The 21,468-nt window shown below is 62.7% G+C and carries 19 protein-coding genes; 7 read left to right on the top strand and 12 right to left on the bottom strand.

The window, feature by feature from the left end; genetic code table 11:
• Positions 1-50 precede the first annotated feature (50 nt).
• Positions 51-2,552: a DUF3772 domain-containing protein gene (locus ACCQ15_RS02125; protein ID WP_206516367.1), complete on the bottom strand. Its 2,502-nt coding sequence runs from the start codon at positions 2,550-2,552 to the stop codon at positions 51-53.
• Positions 2,553-3,016: 464 nt separating this feature from the next.
• Here ACCQ15_RS02125 and ACCQ15_RS02120 point away from each other — a divergent pair, with 464 nt between their 5' ends.
• The gene (locus ACCQ15_RS02120; protein WP_007974834.1) at positions 3,017-3,358 is read left to right on the top strand and encodes an HPF/RaiA family ribosome-associated protein; all 342 of its coding nucleotides are present in this window, start codon (positions 3,017-3,019) and stop codon (positions 3,356-3,358) included.
• Positions 3,359-3,600: 242 nt separating this feature from the next.
• Here ACCQ15_RS02120 and ACCQ15_RS02115 read toward each other — a convergent pair whose 3' ends face one another.
• Positions 3,601-4,002 (bottom strand): hypothetical protein, encoded by a 402-nt coding sequence (locus ACCQ15_RS02115; RefSeq protein WP_506187848.1) that lies wholly within the window; start codon positions 4,000-4,002, stop codon positions 3,601-3,603.
• A gap of 377 nt (positions 4,003-4,379) precedes the next feature.
• On the opposite strand from ACCQ15_RS02115, the gene ACCQ15_RS02110 reads away from it, so the two are divergent.
• A protein-coding gene (locus ACCQ15_RS02110; protein WP_089504397.1) for an IS3-like element ISXac2 family transposase occupies positions 4,380-5,467 on the top strand; the annotation gives its coding sequence in 2 pieces (ribosomal slippage) (positions 4,380-4,632 and positions 4,632-5,467; 1,089 coding nt in all).
• Positions 5,468-5,984: 517 nt separating this feature from the next.
• The gene (locus ACCQ15_RS02105; RefSeq protein WP_372381153.1) at positions 5,985-7,544 is read left to right on the top strand and encodes a hypothetical protein; all 1,560 of its coding nucleotides are present in this window, start codon (positions 5,985-5,987) and stop codon (positions 7,542-7,544) included.
• A gap of 467 nt (positions 7,545-8,011) precedes the next feature.
• Here ACCQ15_RS02105 and ACCQ15_RS02100 read toward each other — a convergent pair whose 3' ends face one another.
• Positions 8,012-8,575 (bottom strand): lytic transglycosylase domain-containing protein, encoded by a 564-nt coding sequence (locus ACCQ15_RS02100; RefSeq protein WP_372381152.1) that lies wholly within the window; start codon positions 8,573-8,575, stop codon positions 8,012-8,014.
• Positions 8,576-8,950: 375 nt separating this feature from the next.
• Here ACCQ15_RS02100 and xopA point away from each other — a divergent pair, with 375 nt between their 5' ends.
• The gene (gene xopA / locus ACCQ15_RS02095; RefSeq protein WP_372381531.1) at positions 8,951-9,313 is read left to right on the top strand and encodes a XopA/Hpa1 family type III secretion system protein; all 363 of its coding nucleotides are present in this window, start codon (positions 8,951-8,953) and stop codon (positions 9,311-9,313) included.
• Positions 9,314-10,034: 721 nt separating this feature from the next.
• On the opposite strand, the gene sctC is transcribed toward xopA, so the two are convergent.
• The 9 genes from sctC to ACCQ15_RS02050 all read right to left on the bottom strand — a co-directional run bounded on the left by sctC (position 10,035) and on the right by ACCQ15_RS02050 (position 17,554).
• Positions 10,035-11,858 (bottom strand): type III secretion system outer membrane ring subunit SctC, encoded by a 1,824-nt coding sequence (sctC, locus tag ACCQ15_RS02090; protein WP_372381151.1) that lies wholly within the window; start codon positions 11,856-11,858, stop codon positions 10,035-10,037.
• Between the two features lie 81 nt (positions 11,859-11,939).
• Positions 11,940-12,770 carry a type III secretion system export apparatus subunit SctT gene (sctT, locus tag ACCQ15_RS02085; protein ID WP_029818425.1) on the bottom strand — a complete coding sequence of 277 codons (831 nt, stop codon included), beginning with the start codon at positions 12,768-12,770 and terminating at the stop codon, positions 11,940-11,942.
• Positions 12,767-13,276, bottom strand: a complete 510-nt coding sequence (locus tag ACCQ15_RS02080; protein ID WP_218490906.1) for a type III secretion protein HrpB7 — start codon at positions 13,274-13,276, stop codon at positions 12,767-12,769. The genes sctT and ACCQ15_RS02080 overlap by 4 nt, the downstream gene beginning before the upstream one ends.
• Positions 13,269-14,597, bottom strand: coding sequence for a type III secretion system ATPase SctN (sctN, locus tag ACCQ15_RS02075; protein WP_372381150.1), 1,329 nt, complete (start codon positions 14,595-14,597; stop codon positions 13,269-13,271). The genes ACCQ15_RS02080 and sctN overlap by 8 nt, the downstream gene beginning before the upstream one ends.
• Complete coding sequence (gene sctL, locus ACCQ15_RS02070; RefSeq protein ID WP_031420807.1) at positions 14,587-15,288, bottom strand: type III secretion system stator protein SctL; 702 nt, start codon at positions 15,286-15,288, stop codon at positions 14,587-14,589. The genes sctN and sctL overlap by 11 nt, the downstream gene beginning before the upstream one ends.
• Positions 15,273-15,902: a type III secretion protein HrpB4 gene (locus tag ACCQ15_RS02065; protein ID WP_218490903.1), complete on the bottom strand. Its 630-nt coding sequence runs from the start codon at positions 15,900-15,902 to the stop codon at positions 15,273-15,275. Before ACCQ15_RS02065 ends, sctL begins: the two co-directional genes overlap by 16 nt.
• Positions 15,903-15,909: 7 nt before the next feature.
• Complete coding sequence (gene sctJ, locus ACCQ15_RS02060) at positions 15,910-16,671, bottom strand: type III secretion system inner membrane ring lipoprotein SctJ (RefSeq protein WP_218490902.1); 762 nt, start codon at positions 16,669-16,671, stop codon at positions 15,910-15,912.
• Position 16,672: 1 nt separating this feature from the next.
• Positions 16,673-17,065, bottom strand: a complete 393-nt coding sequence (locus ACCQ15_RS02055) for a type III secretion protein HrpB2 (protein WP_008575450.1) — start codon at positions 17,063-17,065, stop codon at positions 16,673-16,675.
• A 33-nt stretch (positions 17,066-17,098) separates the two neighbouring features.
• Positions 17,099-17,554 carry an HrpB1 family type III secretion system apparatus protein gene (locus ACCQ15_RS02050; RefSeq protein WP_218504834.1) on the bottom strand — a complete coding sequence of 152 codons (456 nt, stop codon included), beginning with the start codon at positions 17,552-17,554 and terminating at the stop codon, positions 17,099-17,101.
• Between the two features lie 214 nt (positions 17,555-17,768).
• Between ACCQ15_RS02050 and sctU the strand changes: the two genes are divergently transcribed.
• Genes sctU through sctP form a run of 3 tightly spaced genes read left to right on the top strand, consistent with a single transcriptional unit; the run spans position 17,769 to position 21,411 of the window.
• The gene (gene sctU, locus ACCQ15_RS02045; RefSeq protein ID WP_136733333.1) at positions 17,769-18,842 is read left to right on the top strand and encodes a type III secretion system export apparatus subunit SctU; all 1,074 of its coding nucleotides are present in this window, start codon (positions 17,769-17,771) and stop codon (positions 18,840-18,842) included.
• On the top strand, positions 18,836-20,773 hold the full coding sequence (locus ACCQ15_RS02040; RefSeq protein WP_052836253.1) for an FHIPEP family type III secretion protein: 1,938 nt from the start codon (positions 18,836-18,838) through the stop codon (positions 20,771-20,773). The genes sctU and ACCQ15_RS02040 overlap by 7 nt, the downstream gene beginning before the upstream one ends.
• On the top strand, positions 20,773-21,411 hold the full coding sequence (gene sctP / locus ACCQ15_RS02035; RefSeq protein WP_127167457.1) for a type III secretion system protein SctP: 639 nt from the start codon (positions 20,773-20,775) through the stop codon (positions 21,409-21,411). Before ACCQ15_RS02040 ends, sctP begins: the two co-directional genes overlap by 1 nt.
• The last annotated feature ends 57 nt before the right edge of the window (positions 21,412-21,468 follow it).

Genomic DNA, 21,468 nt, shown 5'->3' with positions numbered 1-21,468 from the left:
GCGCAAGCCGACCGACTTGCCGCTGCGCAGCCCTCGCCGACCTCGCCAGCTCAGTCATCCGACGCAGGCGCACCATCTCCGGCCTCGCGTGCCACGGCGGCCCCTGCACGACTGAAGCGGATCTCCTGCGGCGACTGCAACGCAATGCCCACCGTCGCCATGCGCTGCAGCAGCGCGAAGAACAGCTGGCTGCGCACGCCATACGAATCGCGCGGACTGCTCACGTAGGCGAACGAGTTGAAATTGACGTGCCCGCCGGCCAGCGAATCGATGAACACCGATGGCGCCGGTTCGGCCAGCACCTTCTCGTGCTCGGCGAACAAGGCCAGCAACATGTCGCGCACCCTGGCCACATCGGTTTCCAGCGGCACCGAGAACTGCAACTGCACACGGCCCATCGGATTGGACAGCGTCATGTTGCGCACGCTCTTGGTGATCAACTCCGAGTTGGGCACGATCAACGTGGAGCGGTCGCCCACCTGGATTTCGGTCGCTCGCACGCTGATCTTGCGCACGTCGCCTTCCTGATCGCCGATACGCACCCAATCGCCGATCTTCACCGGACGCTCGGCCAGCAAGATCAACCCGGACACGAAGTTCTGCGTAATCGCCTGCAGACCAAAACCAATGCCCACCGACAGTGCGCTCAACACCAGCGCCAACCGCTTCAAATCCAGACCCAGCGCCGTGAGCCCCCACACCACCACGATCAACCAGCCCAGATAGCGCGCCACCGTGCTGATCGAATTCCGCGCTCCCGCATCCAGTTCGGTCTTGGGCAGATAGGTGTTGAGCAGCCACTTCTGCACCACATGGACCACGACCAGTCCTAGGACGGAGACGAGCAACGCACGCACCACCGCCGCCGGCGTGATCGTCAGCTCATTGCCGATTTTGATACCGTGCGAGACGTTTTCGGCCCAGCCGGTCACGGCGGACAGGTTGGCCCCATAAGGCGTGACCAATGCGGCAATGCCCAGCAGAATCAATAGGACACGCACCACTGCAGACAGCAACAGGCCCAGTTGCACCAGGCGCCCGCTGCCGGCACCAGAGGCATGCGACAGCGCACGGCTAAAGCGTCCGTCCGGGTTGAAGATCCAGGTCAGCAGGTCGTCGGCGAACACCACCAGTAACCCGAGCAGGCTGCAGATCAGCGTGATCCAGATGATCTGCCGGGCGATAAACAGCGACAGATTGATATAGCCGAACAGGGCAGCCAACAGCGACACAATCACCGCAACATGCCCGAGCAGGCGGATCAGCACGATGAAACCGCCACCTCGCGACACCACAGGTGGTGGCTCGCTGCTGTCGACATTGGCTTGCCCGGCGCTCGCAGCGCGTGCACGCAGCGACAGACTCAGGCCAGCCAGGGCTGACAGGATCAAACCGGCATACAACAGCGCAGCAATTGCGTCGGTGGCAGTGGTTGCGGCATCGCTCGTGTGCGCCACCTCGTTGAGCTTCATCGCCATACCGCTGAACCAGCTCACCGCCGCAGTCGCCAAGCAATGCAGCCTCAGGCGATCGACGGTCGCGTCATCCAGTGGAAACAACCGCCAGGTGGGCTGGTGCTTCATCAACAAGCTGGCGCTCAGCGAGCCGATAAACGCAGCGACGAAACTGATAATGACAAAAGCACTCAGCAATTGATCCAAATCGGCCGGCACCTGAGCAATGGCACGAACCGTTTCGACGAGCACCCACGCCGCGATGCCAAGACTGAGCGTTCCGATCAACAGAAACCACAGGGCCAATCCGGAGCGGCGCAAACGGCCCCCAGGCGCACGTGAGGCGGCATAGCGACGACCGAGATGTCGCAGGAAAATGCGCAGCGGAAATGCCAACAGTAGTGCGATCAGCGCGCCAGTCACCAGGCTGCCCACACCATTGGCGGCCGTCCCACTCCGCAGGAGCTGCGCTGCCTCATCATACAAAGCTCGCAAACGCGCGCGGTCATCCGGCCATTGCTGTGAAATCTGGTTCCAGAGAGCCGGCGATAGAGGAGATGCCACACGCGTGGACATCTGCACGCTGAACAGTTGTGCGCGCTTTTGCTCAAGTCGATCGGCCAGATCACGCGCTTTGGAATCCAGAAGATTGGCGCGTTTGAATTCTGCATCCAGCGCGCTCTGCTCTTTTTTTAGCGCTTCCCGCTGTTTTTTCAGATCGCTCGCTTCGCCGCTTTGGGCATCCCCCAATCCGGCCAGCTGTGAACTGATTTGCTTGAGTGGCGGATCCAGCTCGCGCGCCAGGTCCTGTACCTGCCGCTGCGCCGTTGTCACTTGGTCAATCAGCTTACGCAGCTGCTCGTCGTCGGCCTTTTCCAATGCGGCATCGGCTGTGTCCAGCGACTTTTGTGCATTGTCCAACTGCGTCTGAGCTGTCTCCAACAGCGTGTCTTCTTCCTGGGCGAAAGCACCCACATGGACAAGCCACAAGGCGCAGCACAGCAGCACACGCAGCAACACGCTCGAACGGGCAGACGCGGATCGAAATTCGGACACAGGCAGACATCGCACAAGCGCGGGACCGCGCGGTGCCGGCATTTTAAGGCACCTTCCTATCGGGCCAATCACCGCCGCGGTGTCGATTCATGCGGACGCAAGCGTACCGACCGGCACGCAATGCGCCGCGTCCGCAGGCAACCCAGCCGCGATGACTCACAGACTCGGACAGGACCGGGAGGACACTGTCGGCAAGTACAACGACGTTTACAGTGCAAGATCTGATCGATAGCGCGGAGCAGACCCACATGCCGCAGGCATCCTGCTGCTTCGCAGCAACCAAGGCGCAGTCACGCCATCATGGCCGCAGGCGGACCGGGTCTCGGCTCAGCGGCGCAGAACGCCAACCAGCGCGCGCTGCGCTTTGCCAAGGACCTGCGCGCCCACTCAGCCAACCCGCGCATGAATGGGCATGCCGCGTTGTCACTTTGCGACAACACGCCGCTGACGCAGAATCGAGCCACCGCTGCGGCAGACGCAGCGGATGACCGCGAAGGAGATCCTCTATGCAGATTCAGATCCAGACCGACAAGCACGTGCCGCACGATCCGTCCGTTGTGGCGCATGTCGAAAAGACCTGCACCGCCCAGCTGGCCCACTTCGCCAGCGACATCACCCGTGTGGAAGTGCATTTGCGTGATGAGAACGGCCAGCGCGGCGGCGCGGCGGATCGAACCTGCAGCATCGAGGCGCACGTCGCCGGCCTGCCGCCGATCGCGGCTACCAACAGCGCCGAAACGACGGCCTCTGCCGTGACCGGAGCTGCACGCAAGCTGCGCACTGCCATCGAACATGCACGCGGCAAGCAGCACTCCAAGGCCACCGCCCCGCCGCCGGACATGCTTTGATCTGATCTGGAGGTTGGCATCTGCCTCGGCGGCTGCCAACCTTTGCGGCGATGGCATCGCGGCACGTCATCTAGCGATGCGCGAAGCGCCCCTCCAAAACCTGTGACCCTTAAACGGCATTCGGCCCGTCGCACTCATCTTGCGGCGGGCCGAATGCTTTGAATGTCTTGGTGCTTACGGAAAGGGCCCAATCCCAAGCACACGGTGCCGATTCTTAGGATTGTCGAGCTGATCTCTGGCTTTTACGCCAGCAGCGTCCAGGCACTCGGGCTCATGACTAGCGACGCGGATAACCGGCGTAGCGACAGGCTGAGCCGCACCAATCGGGTGCAACGTAGCCTGGATCCTTTCGCCCATTGCACGGCATTGCTGAAGGTATACGTATGGTTTGCTTCCCACAGCAGCACGGGATTATGTCTTGAGTCCGGCAGCAAACCGATCAAACTCGCCTTGTGCAGTTCGGCTTTCGATCTCCATGACTTACCGGCAGATTCGTAAGTCAGCCCGTTCGAGTTACCGGCAACTCCCTGGCGCGTTACCGTAATTGCAAGGCCTGGAAAAATAGCCAACCGCTGCTGCAATTTTCCATGATCGCAGCAATGCAATCGCTCAACAGCGGACTGGCCACGGACCGACGCAGCCACTCGATTCCCTCATCCAGCCCGGCTCGCCCCGGTCCGCAGGGTTCGGCAGCGTGTGGCTGGCATGCGAATCAGGGTATGCGCAGAAACAGATAGGCCGCAGTGGTGGTAGGGAAAATGCGGCTCAAACGGCCAACTGCTGCCTTGGTGCGGTTGCACCTTGTTGGTTCGCGATCTTGGTGCTTGGAAATGCTGCCATCTGCTCTCCAAGCCACACCACGCGTCCTGGGCGATCGCTCGAACGCTCTAACCCGTCATTGCGCCATCGATCCGCACGGGCACCGACGTCCATCAACCAACACATGTCGCAGGGTAATCCCCCCGCCCATTAGCAGACGCCAGAAGTGGAATTTTCTCGTACCCTTTCCCGAGGAGGTTCCATGAAGAAGTCCCGCTTTACCGACAGCCAGATCATCGCCGTGCTCAAGCAGGCCCAGGCCGGTGCGCCCGTGCCGGAGCTGTGCCGCGAGCACGGCATCAGCTCGGCCACGTTCTACAAGTGGCGTAGCAAGTTCGGCGGCATGGACGTGTCCATGGTCGCACGCATGAAGGAGTTGGAGGAGGAGAACCGCCGGCTCAAGAAGATGTACGCCGAGGCGCAGCTCAGTACCGACCTGCTGAAGGAAGCGCTCGCAAAAAAATGGTGAGGCCATCTCAGCGACGCGAGATGGCCCAATCGGCAGTCACGAGCGGGCGCACGAACATCCGCCACGCCTGCCAGACCTTCGCGGTGAGCCAGACCTGCTTCCGCTACCAGGCCAAGGCCAGCGAGCAGAACGCCCGGATCGCCGACTGGCTGGTCCGCCTGACGACCGCCCATCGCGACTGGGGCTTTGGCCTGTGCTACCTGTACCTGCGCAACGTGAAGGGCTTTGGCTGGAATCACAAGCGGGTCTACCGGATCTACCGCGAGCTGGAGTTGAACCTGCGGATCAAGCCGAAGAAGCGGCTGGTGCGTGAGCGGCCCGAGCCTCTGGCGGTGCCGGAGGCCATCAACCAGGTCTGGTCGATGGACTTCATGCACGACCAGTTGGCCGACGGCCGCAGCTTCCGGCTGTTCAATGTGCTCGACGACTTCAATCGCGAGGGGCTGGGGATCGAGGTGGATCTGTCGCTGCCGTCAGCCCGGGTGATCCGATCGCTGGAGCAGATCATCGAGTGGCGCGGCAAGCCCGCCGTGATCCGCTGCGACAACGGCCCTGAATACATCAGTGGCGCGTTGCTGTCCTGGGCACAGCGGCTTGGCATCCGGGTCGAGCACATCCAGCCGGGCAAGCCACAGCAGAACGCCTACGTTGAACGCTACAACCGCACCATCCGCTACGCCTGGCTCGCCCGCACCCTGTTCGACACCATCGACCAGGTGCAGGACAAAGCCACCCGCTGGCTATGGACGTACAACCACGAGCGCCCGAATATGGCGCTCGGCGGCATCACGCCTGCCATGAAGTTGGCGATGGCCGCTTAGCTCCACTTCTGGCGACCGCTAGAAGTGGGGGGGTTACCGCAGCGCTGGCACACGCGCACGTCTTCGTCCCTGCAAGGACGGCCGCGGCAGCAAACATATTTGGCCAGCACAGACGAATTGATTGTTCGGATGTGGAATGATCGTTTCGCCAAGCGCGCGTCAAGATTCCGTGGATTCATGCGAACTTCAAGCTCGCCGACGACGATGACACATACCACGCAAGGTGGCCGTGGATAGCAGGGACGCCTGGGCGCATCGATTGCGAGCGAAGAAGTCACGCTCTGGTTGCACGGGCAGCTGAGCGCAGCATATGCACCTTGCCGGGTCGGCGTGCCGCACGTCACGCATGATTGTCCGGTCGACGCGTCTGGCTGCCGATCGCGATCCCCACGCTGCAATCAAGCCCCTCGCCGCCATGCCCTTCTTGATGAGGTACCCATCGTCCGGCGCTATCGATCAATTGCCCCGCAAGCCTAGGCGAGAGCATGCCGATATCCCCCCAACGCGAGGACAAGCCGTGACGAAGATCTCTTCAGCCAGTACCTCCCAGCAACCGCAAGCCACAAGCGGCGATATTGTGATCGAGATACCGGCACAACGACGCGACGATACATCGACGCCCAGGATCGATTCTCCCCTTTCCGCCCTGCCGCCCAGACCTTCGGGACGACGCAATAGCACAGGAAGCGACAGCGGATATGAAACCGCCAACGACGCAGACCTGTCCCCCTATGGAAGTCCGCAGCCGCATGCTCCGCTGCGTGGGGAAGAGAGCAGCAGCGAGCAGTTCTACGACGCTGAAGACTCCTTGGAACCGTCGGCTTTGCCATCACTTCCCCAGGAACACGCTGCACAACATGGCTCCCAAGCGCATGCATCCACCTCTGCGACAGGCACTGCGCGCTTGGGCGCACTGGCGGCGTCGGTCCGCGCAGGTGCAACACATGGAGTCACCACCCTCCTTGGACCCGCCGCGACAGCGGTCGCAGCTGCGGCGCGCGGTGTCATACCGATCAGCTTCGACAAACAATACCTGGGCGCTGCGCTGGGACATCTCGTGCACCAGACCACCTCCGTGGGACCGACCACGTTCGTGCGCGAGTTGATCGGCGAAGCGCTGTTTGCCGCGTTTCGCCAGCTCCCACCCGAAGCAGTCGTTGCCATGCAGGCGGTGTCGGGCACGCTGCATCTGGCCCTGCATACGCTGCGGCGCAACCGCGAAAACCGCAATCCGGATGCCGCCGCCCGAGGTTTTCACAACCTGAATCTTGAACAGTGGGAAGCGCTGTCCGAAGACGAACGTCATCACAAGAGGAGCGAGCAGCAACATTACTCGAATCTGGTCACCCGGCTCGCGCTGACCGGCATCTTGAGCAATATCGCCATCGGCGCTGCGGGCAAGGCTTCTGGCCGACCGGAGATGGCGGCCAGGCTGCTGGCCAGTGAGCTCAAGGTCGCCCCTTATGCTGCGGCCCGCGACGCCATCCAGGCGACATTCCGCATGGTGGGAATGCGGTCACCGACCAACGGTGGCGTCAGCGATCCCCACGTCACCAGTGCAGGCAGGTTTTACGGCATGGCCAACGTCCTGACCAACCTGGCGTCGAACGAGCTGGAGGCACCAGACTTTGCATCGGCCAGGCAGCGCTGGGCAGGACTGATGTCGCCCTTCAACATGGGAGAGGCAACCAGGGTCGTCTTTCAGCAAGCGGCGGTGAACGCGGTCTTGAATGTCGGTCTGGAGACAGCCGACTGGCTCAATGTCACCCAACACGAAGCCGACGAAGCCGGGACGCAGCAGATCTGGGAACCAACCTGGAAGGCCAAGCGCGAGGATTATGAGCGGGTCATGGATCATTCTGTCGCGCGCACGGCCGCCATCAACTCCAACATCGCATTCGGTACAGCAGTCAACATGATTGGCACCTGGCTCGGTTTGTCGCCAGCACGCAGCGCGCTGCTCTCCAATACATTGGCGGGCATGGCCGCCGGCATGCAGTACAAGGTCATCGCCGGCACCTGGCAGGCTGCAGCGGCAGTGCGCGAAGCCGAGGCCGCTCGCACGCGAACTGAGTGAGCGTGACTGCGCCTCGCGCCGGCTATCGCGCAGCCATCGGCGAGTGCAGCACGTGGTGGTCGCACACGCACTGCCGATTCAACGGCAGTGCGTGTGCGACAGCTGTGTGGTGGCTCCATGCGCAGCCTCCAGCACGTCCTAACAAACCAACCGGCGGCGGCGGCGGACAGCAGGGATTGATCGAAAGCTAGGCTGCGTATGCCAGTTCTCAGCTCAGGTCGCGGCTAGCTGGTCTCTGCACCACAGGTCTCCAGCCGCGCGGCGCACCTTGTCGACCCATGATGACGGATGCTGCTGTGGCGATCGCCATTTCAGTCACCGTATGCGCGACAGCATGGTCACCGCGCTATTTTCTGCGGATAACTCCGTCGCGGGGCGCCGCCGCTTTTTACGGTTCTACGCCATCACACCAGGGAATCCCCGCGCACATCGGGCTGCGCCTACGTCCTCCTGCAGTGGCACGCCCGCTATTCATCAATCACACCGCGCCTTAGCAGAATCGAATGAATGGCATGCGCATATTTATCGCGTTCCCCCGGCGTTTCGGAATGGTAGGCCCCGACTGCAGCCCAGGTATTTCCATATTTGTTGGTCATCTCGCGCAACCGCCACGCTGCCACATACACACTGATGCATGGATGCATCAATGCGTCCCTGGAGATTCCATAGCTGGATAACCGCCGCAGATGGATGGAGTTGATCTGCATCTTCCCGTAATCAACCGTGCCGTTATTGTTGCGATGGATGGCGTCGGCACGACCGCGCGATTCCTGCCAGGCAATGGCACGCAGCACCCAAGGGTTGACGTGCTGATAGCCGGCGGCCTCCTCGAAGCAATCCGCACGTGCGAAAGGCGCCGCGCATGCCAGTGCTGCTGCAAACAAAATACGCTGCGGACCAGCTCCTGCCCGACGACCACGTCCGGACCATTGCGCGCGCATGCGCCGCTTTGGCGAAAGCCCGGACGAGGCCTCCCACTGCCAATTGGATGCTTTATCGACATACTTGCATGCGATCGTTGAATTGATCATGTGTCGTTACCTCGATCTCGATTGAATACAGGTCTCCAGGTGAGTAGAGCGCCGGCACACAACGACCCACGACGCTCGACGGCGGCAACATAACGCCACCTGTACGCGATTTACTCAGGACCGACGAAGCACTTAACAGGCAAGCGAAAAAACCTCTTTTCAACAATGCCGCGCGGATTTACTTATCGATCCTAGAACATTTTTTCACTTGCGCTCTTCGCGCGGACAAGCGCGATTTCGCAAACTTTCTGACGATAATGGGTTGCCGCTTCTACTGTTCGATCGGGGCGCAAAACCCGCCCCGCAGCCACCGCCGTCTAGGCACGGCGGTTGATACAAAGACAAATCCCAGTTAATCAGAGAGGAATCGTCATGATGAATTCTTTGAACACACAGTTCGGCGCCAACTCGTCCTTGTTCCGGGCTGACCGGATCCAAAGCCCGCAATCCGATTCAAACCAGGGCAATCAAGGCATCTCGGAACAGCAGCTAGACCAACTACTGACCATGTTCATCATGTTCCTGCTTAATGGAGGCAACAAAGCCAATGAGGGTAAGGGTGACCCATATGAAGATGGTAGCGGTGACAATGGCCCGCAAAACGGCTCGCTTTCGCCAATTACACTGGCACTCATGAGCATCATCGGAGACATTATCCAGTCGCAGAATGGTGGCGGCCTTGGTGGCGGCCTCAACACTGGCTTCAGCCTTGCGAGCAACACCGGACCGATGCAGTAACGAACTGTTGGTCGCCCCTACCGGCCACAGCCTGCAGGTTCTCGCTTCATGCGCCAGCCTGCAGGCCCTGTCATTGCTGTAACCGCGAACATTCGCTACCACTTCGGGCGCGCGCTTGTCTTTTTCGATCACAGGTGCCCGACAGACAGCCATTGGCATGCGAGCAGCGCCCTTCCGGCGTCAAAGCGTCAGTCAATCGCCAGATCTTTTGTTCCGGGACACGCCTTCTCAAGTGAGCCTTCGTTGCTGGCGTGATTTTTTTCGGCGCGCGCTCGCAAATCATCACGCCATCGTCGCTCGACTGGAGGCTGCTGCACCCACGCACCGGCCACGCGTAATGATGCCGGCTCAGGCCATCGATATGCGCCCGATCGCAATCGCGCTCAGTTCAAGGCATAGACGGCCCCTCATCGTCTACCCCAGATACCGAGCTGACTGCCAGCAACCCGCCTCTCGCAGGCGACACGACTGCCATGTGATCGCTCAGACAGGCTGAGGCACGTATAAAAACCAGCATGTGCGAGTGACACATACCGATTCCCAGCGCCGCCCGATTATCATCCAGGCGGTGGTCTTGGGCACTCTGAGTCGCTACACACGCACGCCAATTGCATGGCCGGTCTGATGATTTCTCAAACAATCCCGTCATTATTCGGGCTTTGGCATTCACCGAGTATCAGGCACTCGCAGCTGCCACCGGTGGCTTTTCGCACACCATCCATCAGGGCGACACCACATGCGGGGTCAGCAGAAACAGCCGTTGCATGCGGGTCCCGCTTTTTTGGCGGTGCTTGAACAGATTACCGACCAATGGAATCTTCGACAGGCCCGGTACCGCATTCAGATCGGTCTCGTCGGCATTGTAGGCGTATCCTGCAATCAGCAGGCTTTGGCCTTCATTGACGAAGGCCTGGGTCGTGATCTCGCTGGAGGTAATGACCGGAATGCCGTCCACGGTGTTGGATCCGAGCTGGCCATCCTCAATACGCACATCCAGACGCATCTGACCGTTCGGCGAGCCCGGCACCACGCTGGGCAGTACCCGCAACGACACCCCGGCGGAGAGGTTATAAAGATCGGCCGATGCGTATCCGCTGACCCGGACGAATGCCTGTTGTTTGTGGTCCATGACCGCCTCGACGTTGTCCAGCGTCGCAACCTGGGGCGAAGACACGATCTTCGCCTTGTTGGTCGTCTCCAACGCCGACACGCGCGTCATCAGGTAGCGCCCGGCGTCTCCCAGCACGGCCGTCAAGGTGCCCCCAGCCGGCGTGGTCGCGCCATCGGTGGCAGCGCCGCTCAATGCGCCGTTGAAGCCCAACTGACTGCCACTGCCGTTGCCGGTCTGTATGTCCGTGTGCTGGCTGTGGAAGCGCCAGTCGACACCGAGATCCTGCATGGCGCCATCGCGGATCTCGATGATGGTGGCATCGATCTGCAGCAACTTGGGCCGGTTATCCAACTGTTGGATCAGGGTGCCATAGCTCTGCATCCGCTCGGGTCGATCGCGGATCAGGATGGCATTGGTACGCGGGTCGGCTTCGATCACCGGTGCATCGGAGGCCAGCTCCGCTCCACCACCGGCGTCGATCAGATTGGATTCATCGCGCCGTCCCTTGCTGAGCTCCGGCCAGACGCTGGCGGGCGACCCCGCAGCCGCAGCAGCTCCGCTACCGGGTAGCGGCGGGCTGACCGGCACGCGATCGGACGACGAGGCGCCGCCGAACCAGGACGAAGGCAGCCCGAGGATGCCGCTGGCTCCGCCGCCTTGACCCTGTGCCGCATTGCCGAATGTGTTGGAGGACCCACCGCCGATCGGCTGTACCCGGCCAAAGTTGGCGCCAGGCCCGGGTATCGCCGCGACCGGCGCGCCGCGTGCGCCGTACATGCTGCGCAGCAGGCTGGCCATGCCGGGAATCTGCACATCCTGGCCGCCGATGCGCGTGGTGTGGTCGGCCGCTTGCGCATAATGCAGCTGGAACACCTGCACTTCGGTGGCATCGCGCTGACGCGCGCCCTGCTCGACCTGCTTGGCAATCGCCGAAACGGTATCCACATACCCTGGCGGCCCGGAGACCACCGCCACATGCGCGGCCTCGTCGTAACGCACCGGGAAGCGCGGATCGTCCAGGCGCATGCGTGCAAGTGCGTCGCGCAGTGACTTCGTCGATGCAGTCCCCAGGCTCAAGGTCGCGCTCTTGGATTCGTTCGCACCCCAGATCCTGAGCACGGCACCGTCGTAGTACCAGACAAAGCCGTAGGTGGCCGCCAGATCGTCGAGGAATTTCTGCGGGGAGGTTTCGAATTTGCCGCTCAGGGTGCCGGTCACCTCTGGCGAGATCCAGGTGGCGATGGACTGGCTGGCGGACAAATCACGCAGCACTTCTTTGAGATCCTTGTTGTCGGCGACGTATTTGAACGTGCGCGAATGCCACGGGACCTGGGCGGCGTCGGCATGTGGCGACAACAGCGGCAGCAGGCTGAGCATCAGTACGGCGGCCAATGGAGCACGTCGGCGGTGGGCGGTGGTACAGGCAGGAGCCATGGCGTTCCCTCTGCTAGGCAAGTGAAAAAGTCGATAGCGACCAGTGTAGGAAGTGCAAAGCCGGGAATGTCTCAATAAAGATCAGTGCGTCGCGCCTCCCTTGCCAGCCAGGTTGGCGGCATCGTGCAATTGCTGCTGGAAATGCAGGAAACCAAGTGCTTCGCCGAATTGCGCGATGAAGACGCTGGTCAGCAAGGCGAGCAGCAACAACGCCAGCACCCCACGGATTGGCTGACTCAAGTTCGACGGTTCGAGTTTGTCGGCCGCTCGCGCCACCAGGCCGATCGCAAGATCCACCAGCACAAGCACCAGCATCACCGGTGCGGACAGTTTGACGACGGCGGCCATCATGCTGTCGGATTGCTGGATCACGAACGATTCGGCAACCGCCCCCATGTTCGGCCCAAGCTGGGTCAGCGGCCACCAGCGAAACGATTCGAACAACGCGCCGAGCAACATCAGCATGCCGCCCAATGCGTAGAACGACACGATGGCCAGTTGCAGCAGCACCGTGGACACCGGCGTGCTTTGCTGGCCGCTGAGCGGGTTGGTCATCTGCACATTGTTGTAACCGGCAAGGTCGTCGATCAGCAGGCCAACGCTCTCGGCGATCCAGAACACCGTCGATGCGGCAAACCCGATCAGCAGGCCGACGAACGCCTCCTTCAACGCCACCCCGACCAGGCCCGCCGCCTGGATTTTCGCCAGCGCATCGGCCGGCTGCCCATAGGCGATGAACGAGCTCAGGACGTAGATCACGCCATTGCGCGCGATTCCGGGAAGACTGTCCTGCGCGGTTGCCGGTAGCACGATGAACATCACGAACACGCGCACCCCGCACAGTGCCAGCAGGGTCAACAGCGACACGCCCTGCGAGGAAATGGCCAGCAAGGCATCGGTGGCGTCGTTCATCGGGCGCCCCCATGTGCGGCGCGGTGCGAACGCAGCGCGACCAGTGCCTCGATCGCGTCTTCTTCTTCCGCTGCGTCGCGTTGCGCCTGTCGGGCGCGGCGCGCACTGGCGGCCTTGTCTGCGTAGACCTGCGCCTGTGCCTGCAGCTTGCTCAGTGCCTGCTGCACGGACGCGAGCTCATCGCGGGCACTTTGCAACGACTGATCCGCCGCTGCCTGCGCCTGCTCGGCAGCGCGACAGGCCTCGAGCAGCACGGTGCGGAAGCGTTCGTGCTGCAGGATCGTGTCGATATCGATCGAACCCCCCACGCCGGTTTTGTCCATCAGTGCGGCATCGCAGTTGGCCAAGCGTGTGGTGCAGGCCTCTGCCTCCTGTCTGCACCTGGCAAGTTCGCGGTCGCAGTGTTCCAACGCACGCCTGCAGTCACTCAGGCGTTCCTGCATGCGCTCGCAGCGGCGTGCCTTGAGCTGGTGCAGCACCGACCAGGTGTAGGCAGGCTCACGCATCGTCGGTCACGCTGGCCAGCAGTTCCAGCGTACTTTCGTAGGCACTGAGCTGGTCGGTCGGTTGGCTGAGAAAGTCGCGGATCGCATCGATCCTGTCGATCGCTTCGTCGGCAACGGCATCGCTTCCCTGACGGTATTCGCCCACCTGCACCAGGGTTTCCACCTCGTTGTACTTGGCGAGCAGGCGCCGCAACCGGCCGGCGGCCTGGGAGTGGTCGTACGGGACGATCTGGCTCATCACCCGGCTCAGGCTGGCCAGCACGTCGATTGCCGGGTACTGGTTCTTGGCCGCGATCTCGCGAGAGAGAATCAGGTGCCCATCGAGGATGCCGCGCACTTCTTCGGCGATCGGATCGCTGCCGGTATCGTCCTCGGCCAGCACGGTGTAGAACGCGGTGATCGACCCGCTCTCGCCCATGCCCGCGCGTTCGAGCAGGCGCGGCAACTCGGCGAACACCGATGGCGGAAAGCCGCGGCGTGTGGGCGGCTCGCCGGCGGCCAGACCGATCTCGCGTTGCGCGCGGGCAAAGCGCGTCAGCGAGTCCATCATCAGCAGAACGCGCAGGCCCCGATCCCGGAAATACTCGGCGATGGCGGTGCCGACGTAAGCGGCCTTCGCGCGCTCGATCGACGAGCGATCGGAGGTTGCGCACACCACGACGCTGTGCGCCAGCCCATCGGCGCCAAGAATGAGCTCGATGAACTCCCGCACCTCGCGCCCGCGCTCGCCGATCAGCACGATCACGTTGACATCGCACTGCGTCCCGCGCGCGAACATTCCCATCAAGGTGCTCTTGCCGACGCCTGCTGCAGCGAAGATGCCCATGCGCTGGCCTTCGCCCAGCGTCATCAGGCCATCCACGATCCGCACGCCGGTCGGCATGGGGTGTTCAATCAGCCGCCGACGCATCGGGTCCGGTGCCTGCGCCTGGATCGGCACCCAGGTGTCGCAGGCGATGGCTCCTTGCCCGTCCGATGGCTCGCCCAGGCCGTCGAGCACGCGCCCCAGCAAGGCCGGTCCCACAGGCACCGCCAACGGGCGCCCCAATCCGATCACGCGCGTCTCGCGCGACAGCCCGATCAGTTCCCCGAACGGCGCCAGCAACGCCAGATCGCGACTGAAGCCCACCACTTCGGCCCGCTGCAACAAGCTGCCATCGCGCTGGCGCAACTCGCACACCTCGCCCAGGCTGACCTGCACGCCGGCCACCTTGAGCATGGTGCCGACGACTTCGACCACCTTGCCGTAACGACGACCGACCGCGAGCGTGGCCAGTTCGCGTTCGAGCGCTGTCTCCAGCAGGGGCGTCTCAGCCAGCATCCGCCGGCTCCTGGGGTGCGGCCAACACGCGGCGAATGACGCGCCGCAGACTGCGCAGCTGATCGCGCAGATCGGTCTCGAACACGCCCGTATCCCATTCGCACACGCAGGCGCCCACGGCCAGGTCGGCATCGCCGCATAGCTCGACCTGCAGGGTCCAGCCCGCCTCGGTGGCGGCCGCATCGAAGGCGCGCCGCGCAGCGTCCACCGCGTCGGGGTGCACGCTCACCCGCAGGGCCTTGGCCTCGTCCAGGGCACCTTCCAAGGCCTGCGCCGCACGCGCATACAGCGCCGCAGGATCGTGTCCGAGGATGATGTGCTCGCAGGTGCGCGCCACAATCTCGGCCAGACGCTCGCGTGACCGCTGCGCGGCCGCTTCGGCGGCAAAGGCATGGCGCAGGCCCGATTCGTTCCACTCATCGAGCTGACGTCGCAGGCCCGCTGCATATCCCAGGCGTGCGCTACGCTCGGCCTTCTGGCGCGCATCGTGCAGAATCGCCTCGGCCTGCTGCTGGGCCTCGTCGACCAGCGTCTGTGCGCGCGTCTGCGCCTGGCTCAGGGCCTGTTCGCAGCGTGCGTGCACCTCGGCAGTGGCAGCGTCCAGCGCCAACACCGAGGCCAGCGCCTCGCGCGGAATGACATCGCAATCCAGGCCGATCGCATCGGGCGTTGACCTCAACCACAGACGCATGACGCCTCCGGTATCAGGGTGGGAAGCGCGGTCAGGAAGGCATCGCTCGCACCGTCTGCTGCGACGGTGGCCACCTGCGCGGCGCCCAACGGCAATGACAGCGCCAGCAGCTTGGCAACAACCGGGTTGGACCAGACGCCATCGGCCTGCATCCGACGCCAACCGTCGCCGACCCACGCCGCCTGATCGGCATCGCGAGGCAACAGGGGCACGGGGAGGCCGGCGGACGCGTTCTGTCGCACATGCTCAAGCACGGCCGGCCCCACACACTGTTCGAGCCAGTCCAGACGTTCGCGCTCGATACAACGACGCACCGCCAACCCGCGCGAGAACAACGCGCGCGCGATCAGGACCTTGGCCAATCGCGTGGGCATCAGCAAGGCAAGTTGGTTCGCATGCAGGCCGAGTGCAGACGGCGACAATTCCGACCATCCAGACCACGCCTGGATTACCCGCATACGACGGTGGACGGGCGCCGCTGCCCAGCCTAACGCTGCCACCGGGCCAAGCCAATGCGCCACCCGTGCGGCGTCCAAGGATTCTGCCAGTTGCGCCAACGCGTCCGTCCAGCGCTGAACACAGCGTGCCGCATTGTCGATCCGCGTGTTGTCCATCCCGCGCTCACCCGACTTTGCCTTTCTTCAACTCGCGTAGGCGCTGCCAGCCGCCCCACCGGCCCGCCTGCGGGTTTGGCCACCAATACAGCGCCGCCGCACCCGCCAGGCACAACGCCAACGCACACCCAACCAGCCACGGCCATGGCGAAGGTCTCGGCGGTGCCGATGCGGTGAACTGCGCATCGCTCTCCGCTCCGCCCGGCACCAGCGTGACGCTGACGTTTTCGTAGGTGAGTCCCTCCACGCTGTGCATGACCAACGTCTTGATGTTGGGCACCAGGCTGGTCAGATCGCTACCGACGCGGAACTTGATGAACACCGCAGCGCTGGACGGCTTTACCGAGGTGGACAGCGGGTCGTTGTTGGGCAGCACGATTTCCACATCGGCCGAGATCACCCCATCGATATTCGACAAGGTCTGCGATAGCTGCTGCGACACGCCATAGATGAAACGTACGCGTTCTTCGGTGGGTGTCGAGATCAGCCCGTCCTTCTTGAACATCTCGCCGAGATTGGCGTGCCGTTCATGCGGCAAACCATGCGCGCGCAGCACCTCCAGCGAATAGGACACCTGATCGTGCGGTGCGTTCACCGCCCAGGTCTTGCCGTCGTCTGGCGTGACCTTGGACGCATCCACGCCCGCATGCAGCAGCACCTCGAGCATGTCGTTGGCATCATTTTCGGTGAGCCCGGAGTACAGCTGCTGACTGCACGCAGACAGCAGCAGCGCCACCAGCAGCACCACCAGGCATCTCGGCGCGCGCATGCTACTGGTTCTTCACCAGCGTCTGCACGGCGTTCTTTCCCGATTGCGCCACGCCCACGCTGACATTGAGGTTGAAGCCGACCATGGTCAGCTCGTGCATCAACTTGATCTGCTGCGCCGCCATTTCCTGCAGCCCCATGGTCGGTGCCTGCATGCTGAAGGCATCGATATGCTCGGCGATGGTGCGCACGCCATCGTTCTGCACATCGACCACCCGGCTCATCATGCTCGGGTTGCCTACGCGCTGCATGGCGGGCGGCAAGGGGCTGGAGGATTGCATCAGCGCTTGAAAGCGATTCACCAGCGCTTGGTTGGGCGTTGCCACCGGCGACAGCGCTTGGGTCGCGGCAGCACTGGTGCCGGCAATCGCTTGGACAGGAGGAATGAGCGTCATCGCATACTCCTATGGGGTTGGGACTGGCGTCACTCAGGCGCGCAGGTACTGCGAATTCGGAACTTCCATCGGTGCTGAAGAATCGACCGGTACTTCCGCCGGCGCGGACGTTGGGGTGCTTCGCCCGGACAGCGCCTTGACCAGGGCCACCGCATCGGCATCGGCGTCTTCTTCGATCAGCCCGTCTGCAACGCCATGCCACGACGGGTCCCCCATCGCGAACAGGCAGCAGGCGTACAAGGCCCTGCACAGCGGCTTGGAGCCGGCGTCGCTCTCCAGTTCGCGCAACAGGCGCGCACCTTCCACGTAATTGCCGCGCTTGATCGAAATCCATGCATCGAAGGTGTCCAGCGCTTTCAGCTCCGGCCGCAGGACGCGCACTGCGGCCAGCACAGCGGCAGCGTCCTGAATCTTTTCATGGGTGAGTCCGACCGTGATCAGTTCGATGAGCCCACTCACGACCGACCCGGGACATTGAATCTTCTCCACACTGCACCTCGTTTTTTATGGCATGCGGACCGTACATGTGGGGAACGCTACGCGCGCCACGCCGGCCGGATCCTTTCGGAAGCGAATATCGGAATTCGCTGGCGAACAAATCATTCCGGCTTCGCCAGGCCATCCACACATTCGCCTGGAAAACGGATCGCTCCACCACAGCTGCCCACAATCGGGGGCGCAGCGATCGCGGAAGGAGAAGGCAATGTCGGAAGAAAAAACCGAGAAGCCGACCGAGAAGAAACTGCGGGATGCGCGCAAGGACGGGGAAGTTCCGGTCAGCCCGGACGTCACTGCAGCGGCGGTGCTCTTCGGCGCGTTATTGGTGATGAAATCGGCCGGCGATTACTTCTCCGATCACATGCGCGCATTGATGACGATCGGCTTCGATTTTTCCGAACATACACGCGATGCAGCGGCCATCAACCGCGCACTCGGCCATATCGGCATCCAGGGATTGCTGTTGATGCTGCCGTTCCTGGCTGCCTGCCTGGTGGCCGGTATGGCGGGCGGTGCGTTCCAGACTGGCCTGAATGCCTCGCTCAAGCCGGTGGCGCCCAAGTTCGATTCCCTCAATCCCGCAACCGGGGTCAAGAAACTCTTTTCGTTGCGAAGCCTCATCAACTTGCTGAAGTTGATCATCAAGGCCATCTTGATTGGCGTGGTGCTGTGGGTCGGTATCCGCGCCCTCATGCCGATGATCATTGGGCTTGCCTACGAGACACCGCTTGACGTTGCGCAAATTGCCTGGCGCACGCTGGGCATGCTCTTCGCACTGGGCGTGCTGCTGTTCGTCCTGGTCGGCGCTGCAGACTGGAGCGTGCAGCGCTGGCTGTTCATCCGCGACAAGCGAATGAGCAAGGACGAGCAGAAGCGCGAATTCAAGGAAAGCGAGGGCGACCCCGAAATCAAGGGCAAGCGCAAGGAATTCGCCAAAGAGCTGGTCTTCGGCGACCCGCGCGAGCGCGTCGCCAAGGCCAAGGTGATGGTGGTCAACCCGACCCATTACGCAGTGGCGCTGGCCTACGAGCCCGACGACTTCGGCTTGCCGCAGGTCGTTGCCAAGGGCGTGGACGACGGCGCACTGGAACTGCGCGCCTTCGCGCATAACCAGGGCATTCCGATCGTTGCCAATCCGCCACTGGCGCGTGCGCTGTATCAGGTTGAATTGGGCGATGCAATCCCCGAGCCACTGTTCGAAACGGTTGCGGTGGTGTTGCGCTGGGTCGATGAACTCGGTCGCGACCACGGCGACGGCGATGGAGCCCTGCCATGCTAGGAGACCGCGTGCGAGCGACAAGGTATTTCGCTTATAGCGGCGAAGTGGCGATCGCCGCCCTGGTGGTGGCGGTCATCGGGCTGATGATCCTGCCGCTGCCAACGCCCATGATCGATACGTTGCTGGGCATCAACATCACCCTGAGCGTGGTGCTGTTGATGGTCACGATGTATGTGCCCGACTCGATCTCGCTCTCGTCGTTTCCTTCCCTGCTGCTGTTCACCACGCTACTGCGGCTGTCCTTGAATATCGCCTCGACGAAGTCGATCCTGCTGCATGCCGAGGCGGGCCATATCATCGAGAGCTTCGGCGAGTTGGTGGTCGGCGGCAATCTGGTGGTGGGCCTGGTGGTTTTCTTGATCATCACCACCGTGCAGTTCATCGTGATCGCAAAGGGTTCCGAACGCGTTGCCGAGGTCGGTGCGCGCTTCACGTTGGACGCAATGCCCGGCAAGCAGATGAGTATCGATGCCGACCTGCGTGGCGGCAACCTGACCGCAGATGAGGCACGCCGCAAACGCGCGCGGCTGGCCATGGAAAGCCAACTGCACGGCGGCATGGATGGCGCCATGAAATTCGTCAAGGGTGATGCGATCGCCGGCCTGGTGATTACCATGGTCAACATCCTGGCCGGTATCGTGGTCGGCGTGACCTACCACGGCATGACGGCCGGCGACGCCGCCAACCGCTTTGCGATCCTGTCGGTGGGCGATGCGATGGTGTCGCAGATCGCCTCACTGCTGATATCGGTGGCTGCCGGCGTCATGATCACCCGCGTGGCCAACGAGAACGAGACCAGGCTCAGCTCGCTCGGGCTCGATATCGGCCGTCAGCTCACCAGCAATGCGCGGGCCCTGATGGCAGCGAGCGTGCTGCTGGCCTGCTTTGCGTTCGTCCCCGGCTTTCCCGCCGTGCTGTTCCTGCTGCTGGCAGCGGCCGTCGGCGCCGGCGGCTATACGATCTGGCGCAAGCAACGCGACATCAGCGGCACCGATCAGCGCAAGTTGCCTTCGGCGAGCCGTAAAGGTGCCAAAGGCGAGGCGCCACATATTCGCAAAAACGCCCCGGATTTCGCCTCCCCTTTGTCGATGCGGCTGTCGCCGCAGCTGGCCGCTCTGCTCGACCCCGCGCGGCTGGATCAGGCGATCGAAAGCGAGCGGCGGCAATTGGTCGAATTGCTGGGCTTGCCGTTTCCCGGAATCGCGATATGGCAGACCGAGTCGCTGCAAGGCATGCAATACGAAGTGTTGATCCACGATGTCCCCGAGACACGCGCCGAACTGGAGAACACCGACGACATGCAGGCCGCACTGGCCCGGCAGGCCATCGCACCCCTGCATGCACGGGCGCACTTGTTCGTCGGCATCCAGGAGACGCAGTGGATGCTGGAGCAGGTGGCCGTGGACTATCCCGGGCTGGTTGCGGAAGTCAACAAGGCGATGCCCGCCCAGCGCATAGCCGATGTGTTGCGGCGTCTTCTGGAAGAAAGGATTCCGGTGCGCAATATCAAGAGCATCCTGGAGAGTCTGGTGGTCTGGGGGCCGAAGGAAAAGGATCTTCTGATGTTGACCGAATATGTGCGCTGCGACCTGGGCCGTTATCTGGCGCATACCGCAACCGCAGGCACCGGGCAGCTGCCCGCGGTAATGCTCGACCATGCTGTCGAACAACTGATCAGGCAATCGATTCGCGCGACCGCGGCCGGCAATTTCCTGGCACTTCCGCCCGAGCAGGCGAACCAGCTTGTCGAACAGGTGGAACGCATCGTCGGCGACCATGCGCAGCATCCGCTGGCGGTGGTCGCATCGATGGACGTGCGCAGATACGTGCGCCGCATGATCGAAGCACGGCTGACCTGGCTGCAGGTCTATTCGTTCCAGGAGCTGGGTTCGGAAGTGCAGCTGCAGCCGATCGGTAGAGTGGTGGTGTGATGCGCAAGCCGCCCCTCCGCCATGTGCGCATCCTGCCGGTCAGCGGCGCACTGCAGCGGCCGGCGGCTCCAGCCACGCCGGCCCGGTCGGCGCTGCGCTCCAGCTTCCTGCAACTGCGCCAGCGCTTGCGCAGCGCACAGCTCGCGCTTCCCTGCATGGTGTTGCCACCGCAGTGCGACGAGGATCGGCCGGAGCCTGATGCCGAGGAGGGCTTCACCGAGGCGCATGACAGCGTGCCCGTGCAAACCGACCCGCCCTTACGTATCGAGGGGACGAAACACCAAGAGCCGTCCCAAGGCAACGACGATGGCGCAGTGGGGCGACAGATTGCGACCGAGTGGATACGCACGCAACGCGCCCAAATGGCGATCGACCGCATCGCGCTGCGGGTGGCCGAGTTCTGCAATGCCCAACCGGTGCGCAGCGCAGGGAGTTGGGAAGCGTGGCTGGATATCGACCAAGAGGTCGTCGCACAGACGACGTTGTTTTTGCGGCTTTCGCCGGACCAGCTATCGCTTCGCTTCAATACCAGTTCGCCAGATGCGCGCGAGGTACTTTGGTGCGGAAGGCAGCGCCTGGAGGCTGCCCTGACGTCCACGCTGAGTAGCACGCTCCAGATCAGCATCGAGGTTGTCTAACGCGGCACTGGCGACAGAAAGCCATTTGGAGGAACTCCATCTTGCTAACCGAGCAGA

This window comes from Xanthomonas sp. NCPPB 1754, from assembly GCF_041475725.2.
GTDB classification, from domain to species: domain Bacteria; phylum Pseudomonadota; class Gammaproteobacteria; order Xanthomonadales; family Xanthomonadaceae; genus Xanthomonas; species Xanthomonas euvesicatoria.
This window is presented reverse-complemented; position numbering and strand designations above follow the sequence as displayed.

Bases quoted from the DNA above. Each gene is read 5' to 3' on its own strand.
- sctP (WP_127167457.1), top strand. From the start codon at position 20,773: ATGCGCAAGCCGCCCCTCCGCCATGTGCGCATCCTGCCGGTCAGCGGC.
- sctN (WP_372381150.1), bottom strand. From the start codon at position 14,597: ATGCTGGCTGAGACGCCCCTGCTGGAGACAGCGCTCGAACGCGAACTG.
- ACCQ15_RS02100 (WP_372381152.1), bottom strand. From the start codon at position 8,575: ATGATCAATTCAACGATCGCATGCAAGTATGTCGATAAAGCATCCAAT.
- sctU (WP_136733333.1), top strand. From the start codon at position 17,769: ATGTCGGAAGAAAAAACCGAGAAGCCGACCGAGAAGAAACTGCGGGAT.
- sctT (WP_029818425.1), bottom strand. From the start codon at position 12,770: ATGAACGACGCCACCGATGCCTTGCTGGCCATTTCCTCGCAGGGCGTG.
- ACCQ15_RS02040 (WP_052836253.1), top strand. From the start codon at position 18,836: ATGCTAGGAGACCGCGTGCGAGCGACAAGGTATTTCGCTTATAGCGGC.
- sctC (WP_372381151.1), bottom strand. From the start codon at position 11,858: ATGGCTCCTGCCTGTACCACCGCCCACCGCCGACGTGCTCCATTGGCC.
- ACCQ15_RS02125 (WP_206516367.1), bottom strand. From the start codon at position 2,552: ATGCCGGCACCGCGCGGTCCCGCGCTTGTGCGATGTCTGCCTGTGTCC.
- ACCQ15_RS02065 (WP_218490903.1), bottom strand. From the start codon at position 15,902: ATGGACAACACGCGGATCGACAATGCGGCACGCTGTGTTCAGCGCTGG.
- xopA (WP_372381531.1), top strand. From the start codon at position 8,951: ATGAATTCTTTGAACACACAGTTCGGCGCCAACTCGTCCTTGTTCCGG.
- ACCQ15_RS02120 (WP_007974834.1), top strand. From the start codon at position 3,017: ATGCAGATTCAGATCCAGACCGACAAGCACGTGCCGCACGATCCGTCC.
- ACCQ15_RS02080 (WP_218490906.1), bottom strand. From the start codon at position 13,276: ATGCGTGAGCCTGCCTACACCTGGTCGGTGCTGCACCAGCTCAAGGCA.
- sctL (WP_031420807.1), bottom strand. From the start codon at position 15,288: ATGCGTCTGTGGTTGAGGTCAACGCCCGATGCGATCGGCCTGGATTGC.
- sctJ (WP_218490902.1), bottom strand. From the start codon at position 16,671: ATGCGCGCGCCGAGATGCCTGGTGGTGCTGCTGGTGGCGCTGCTGCTG.
- ACCQ15_RS02055 (WP_008575450.1), bottom strand. From the start codon at position 17,065: ATGACGCTCATTCCTCCTGTCCAAGCGATTGCCGGCACCAGTGCTGCC.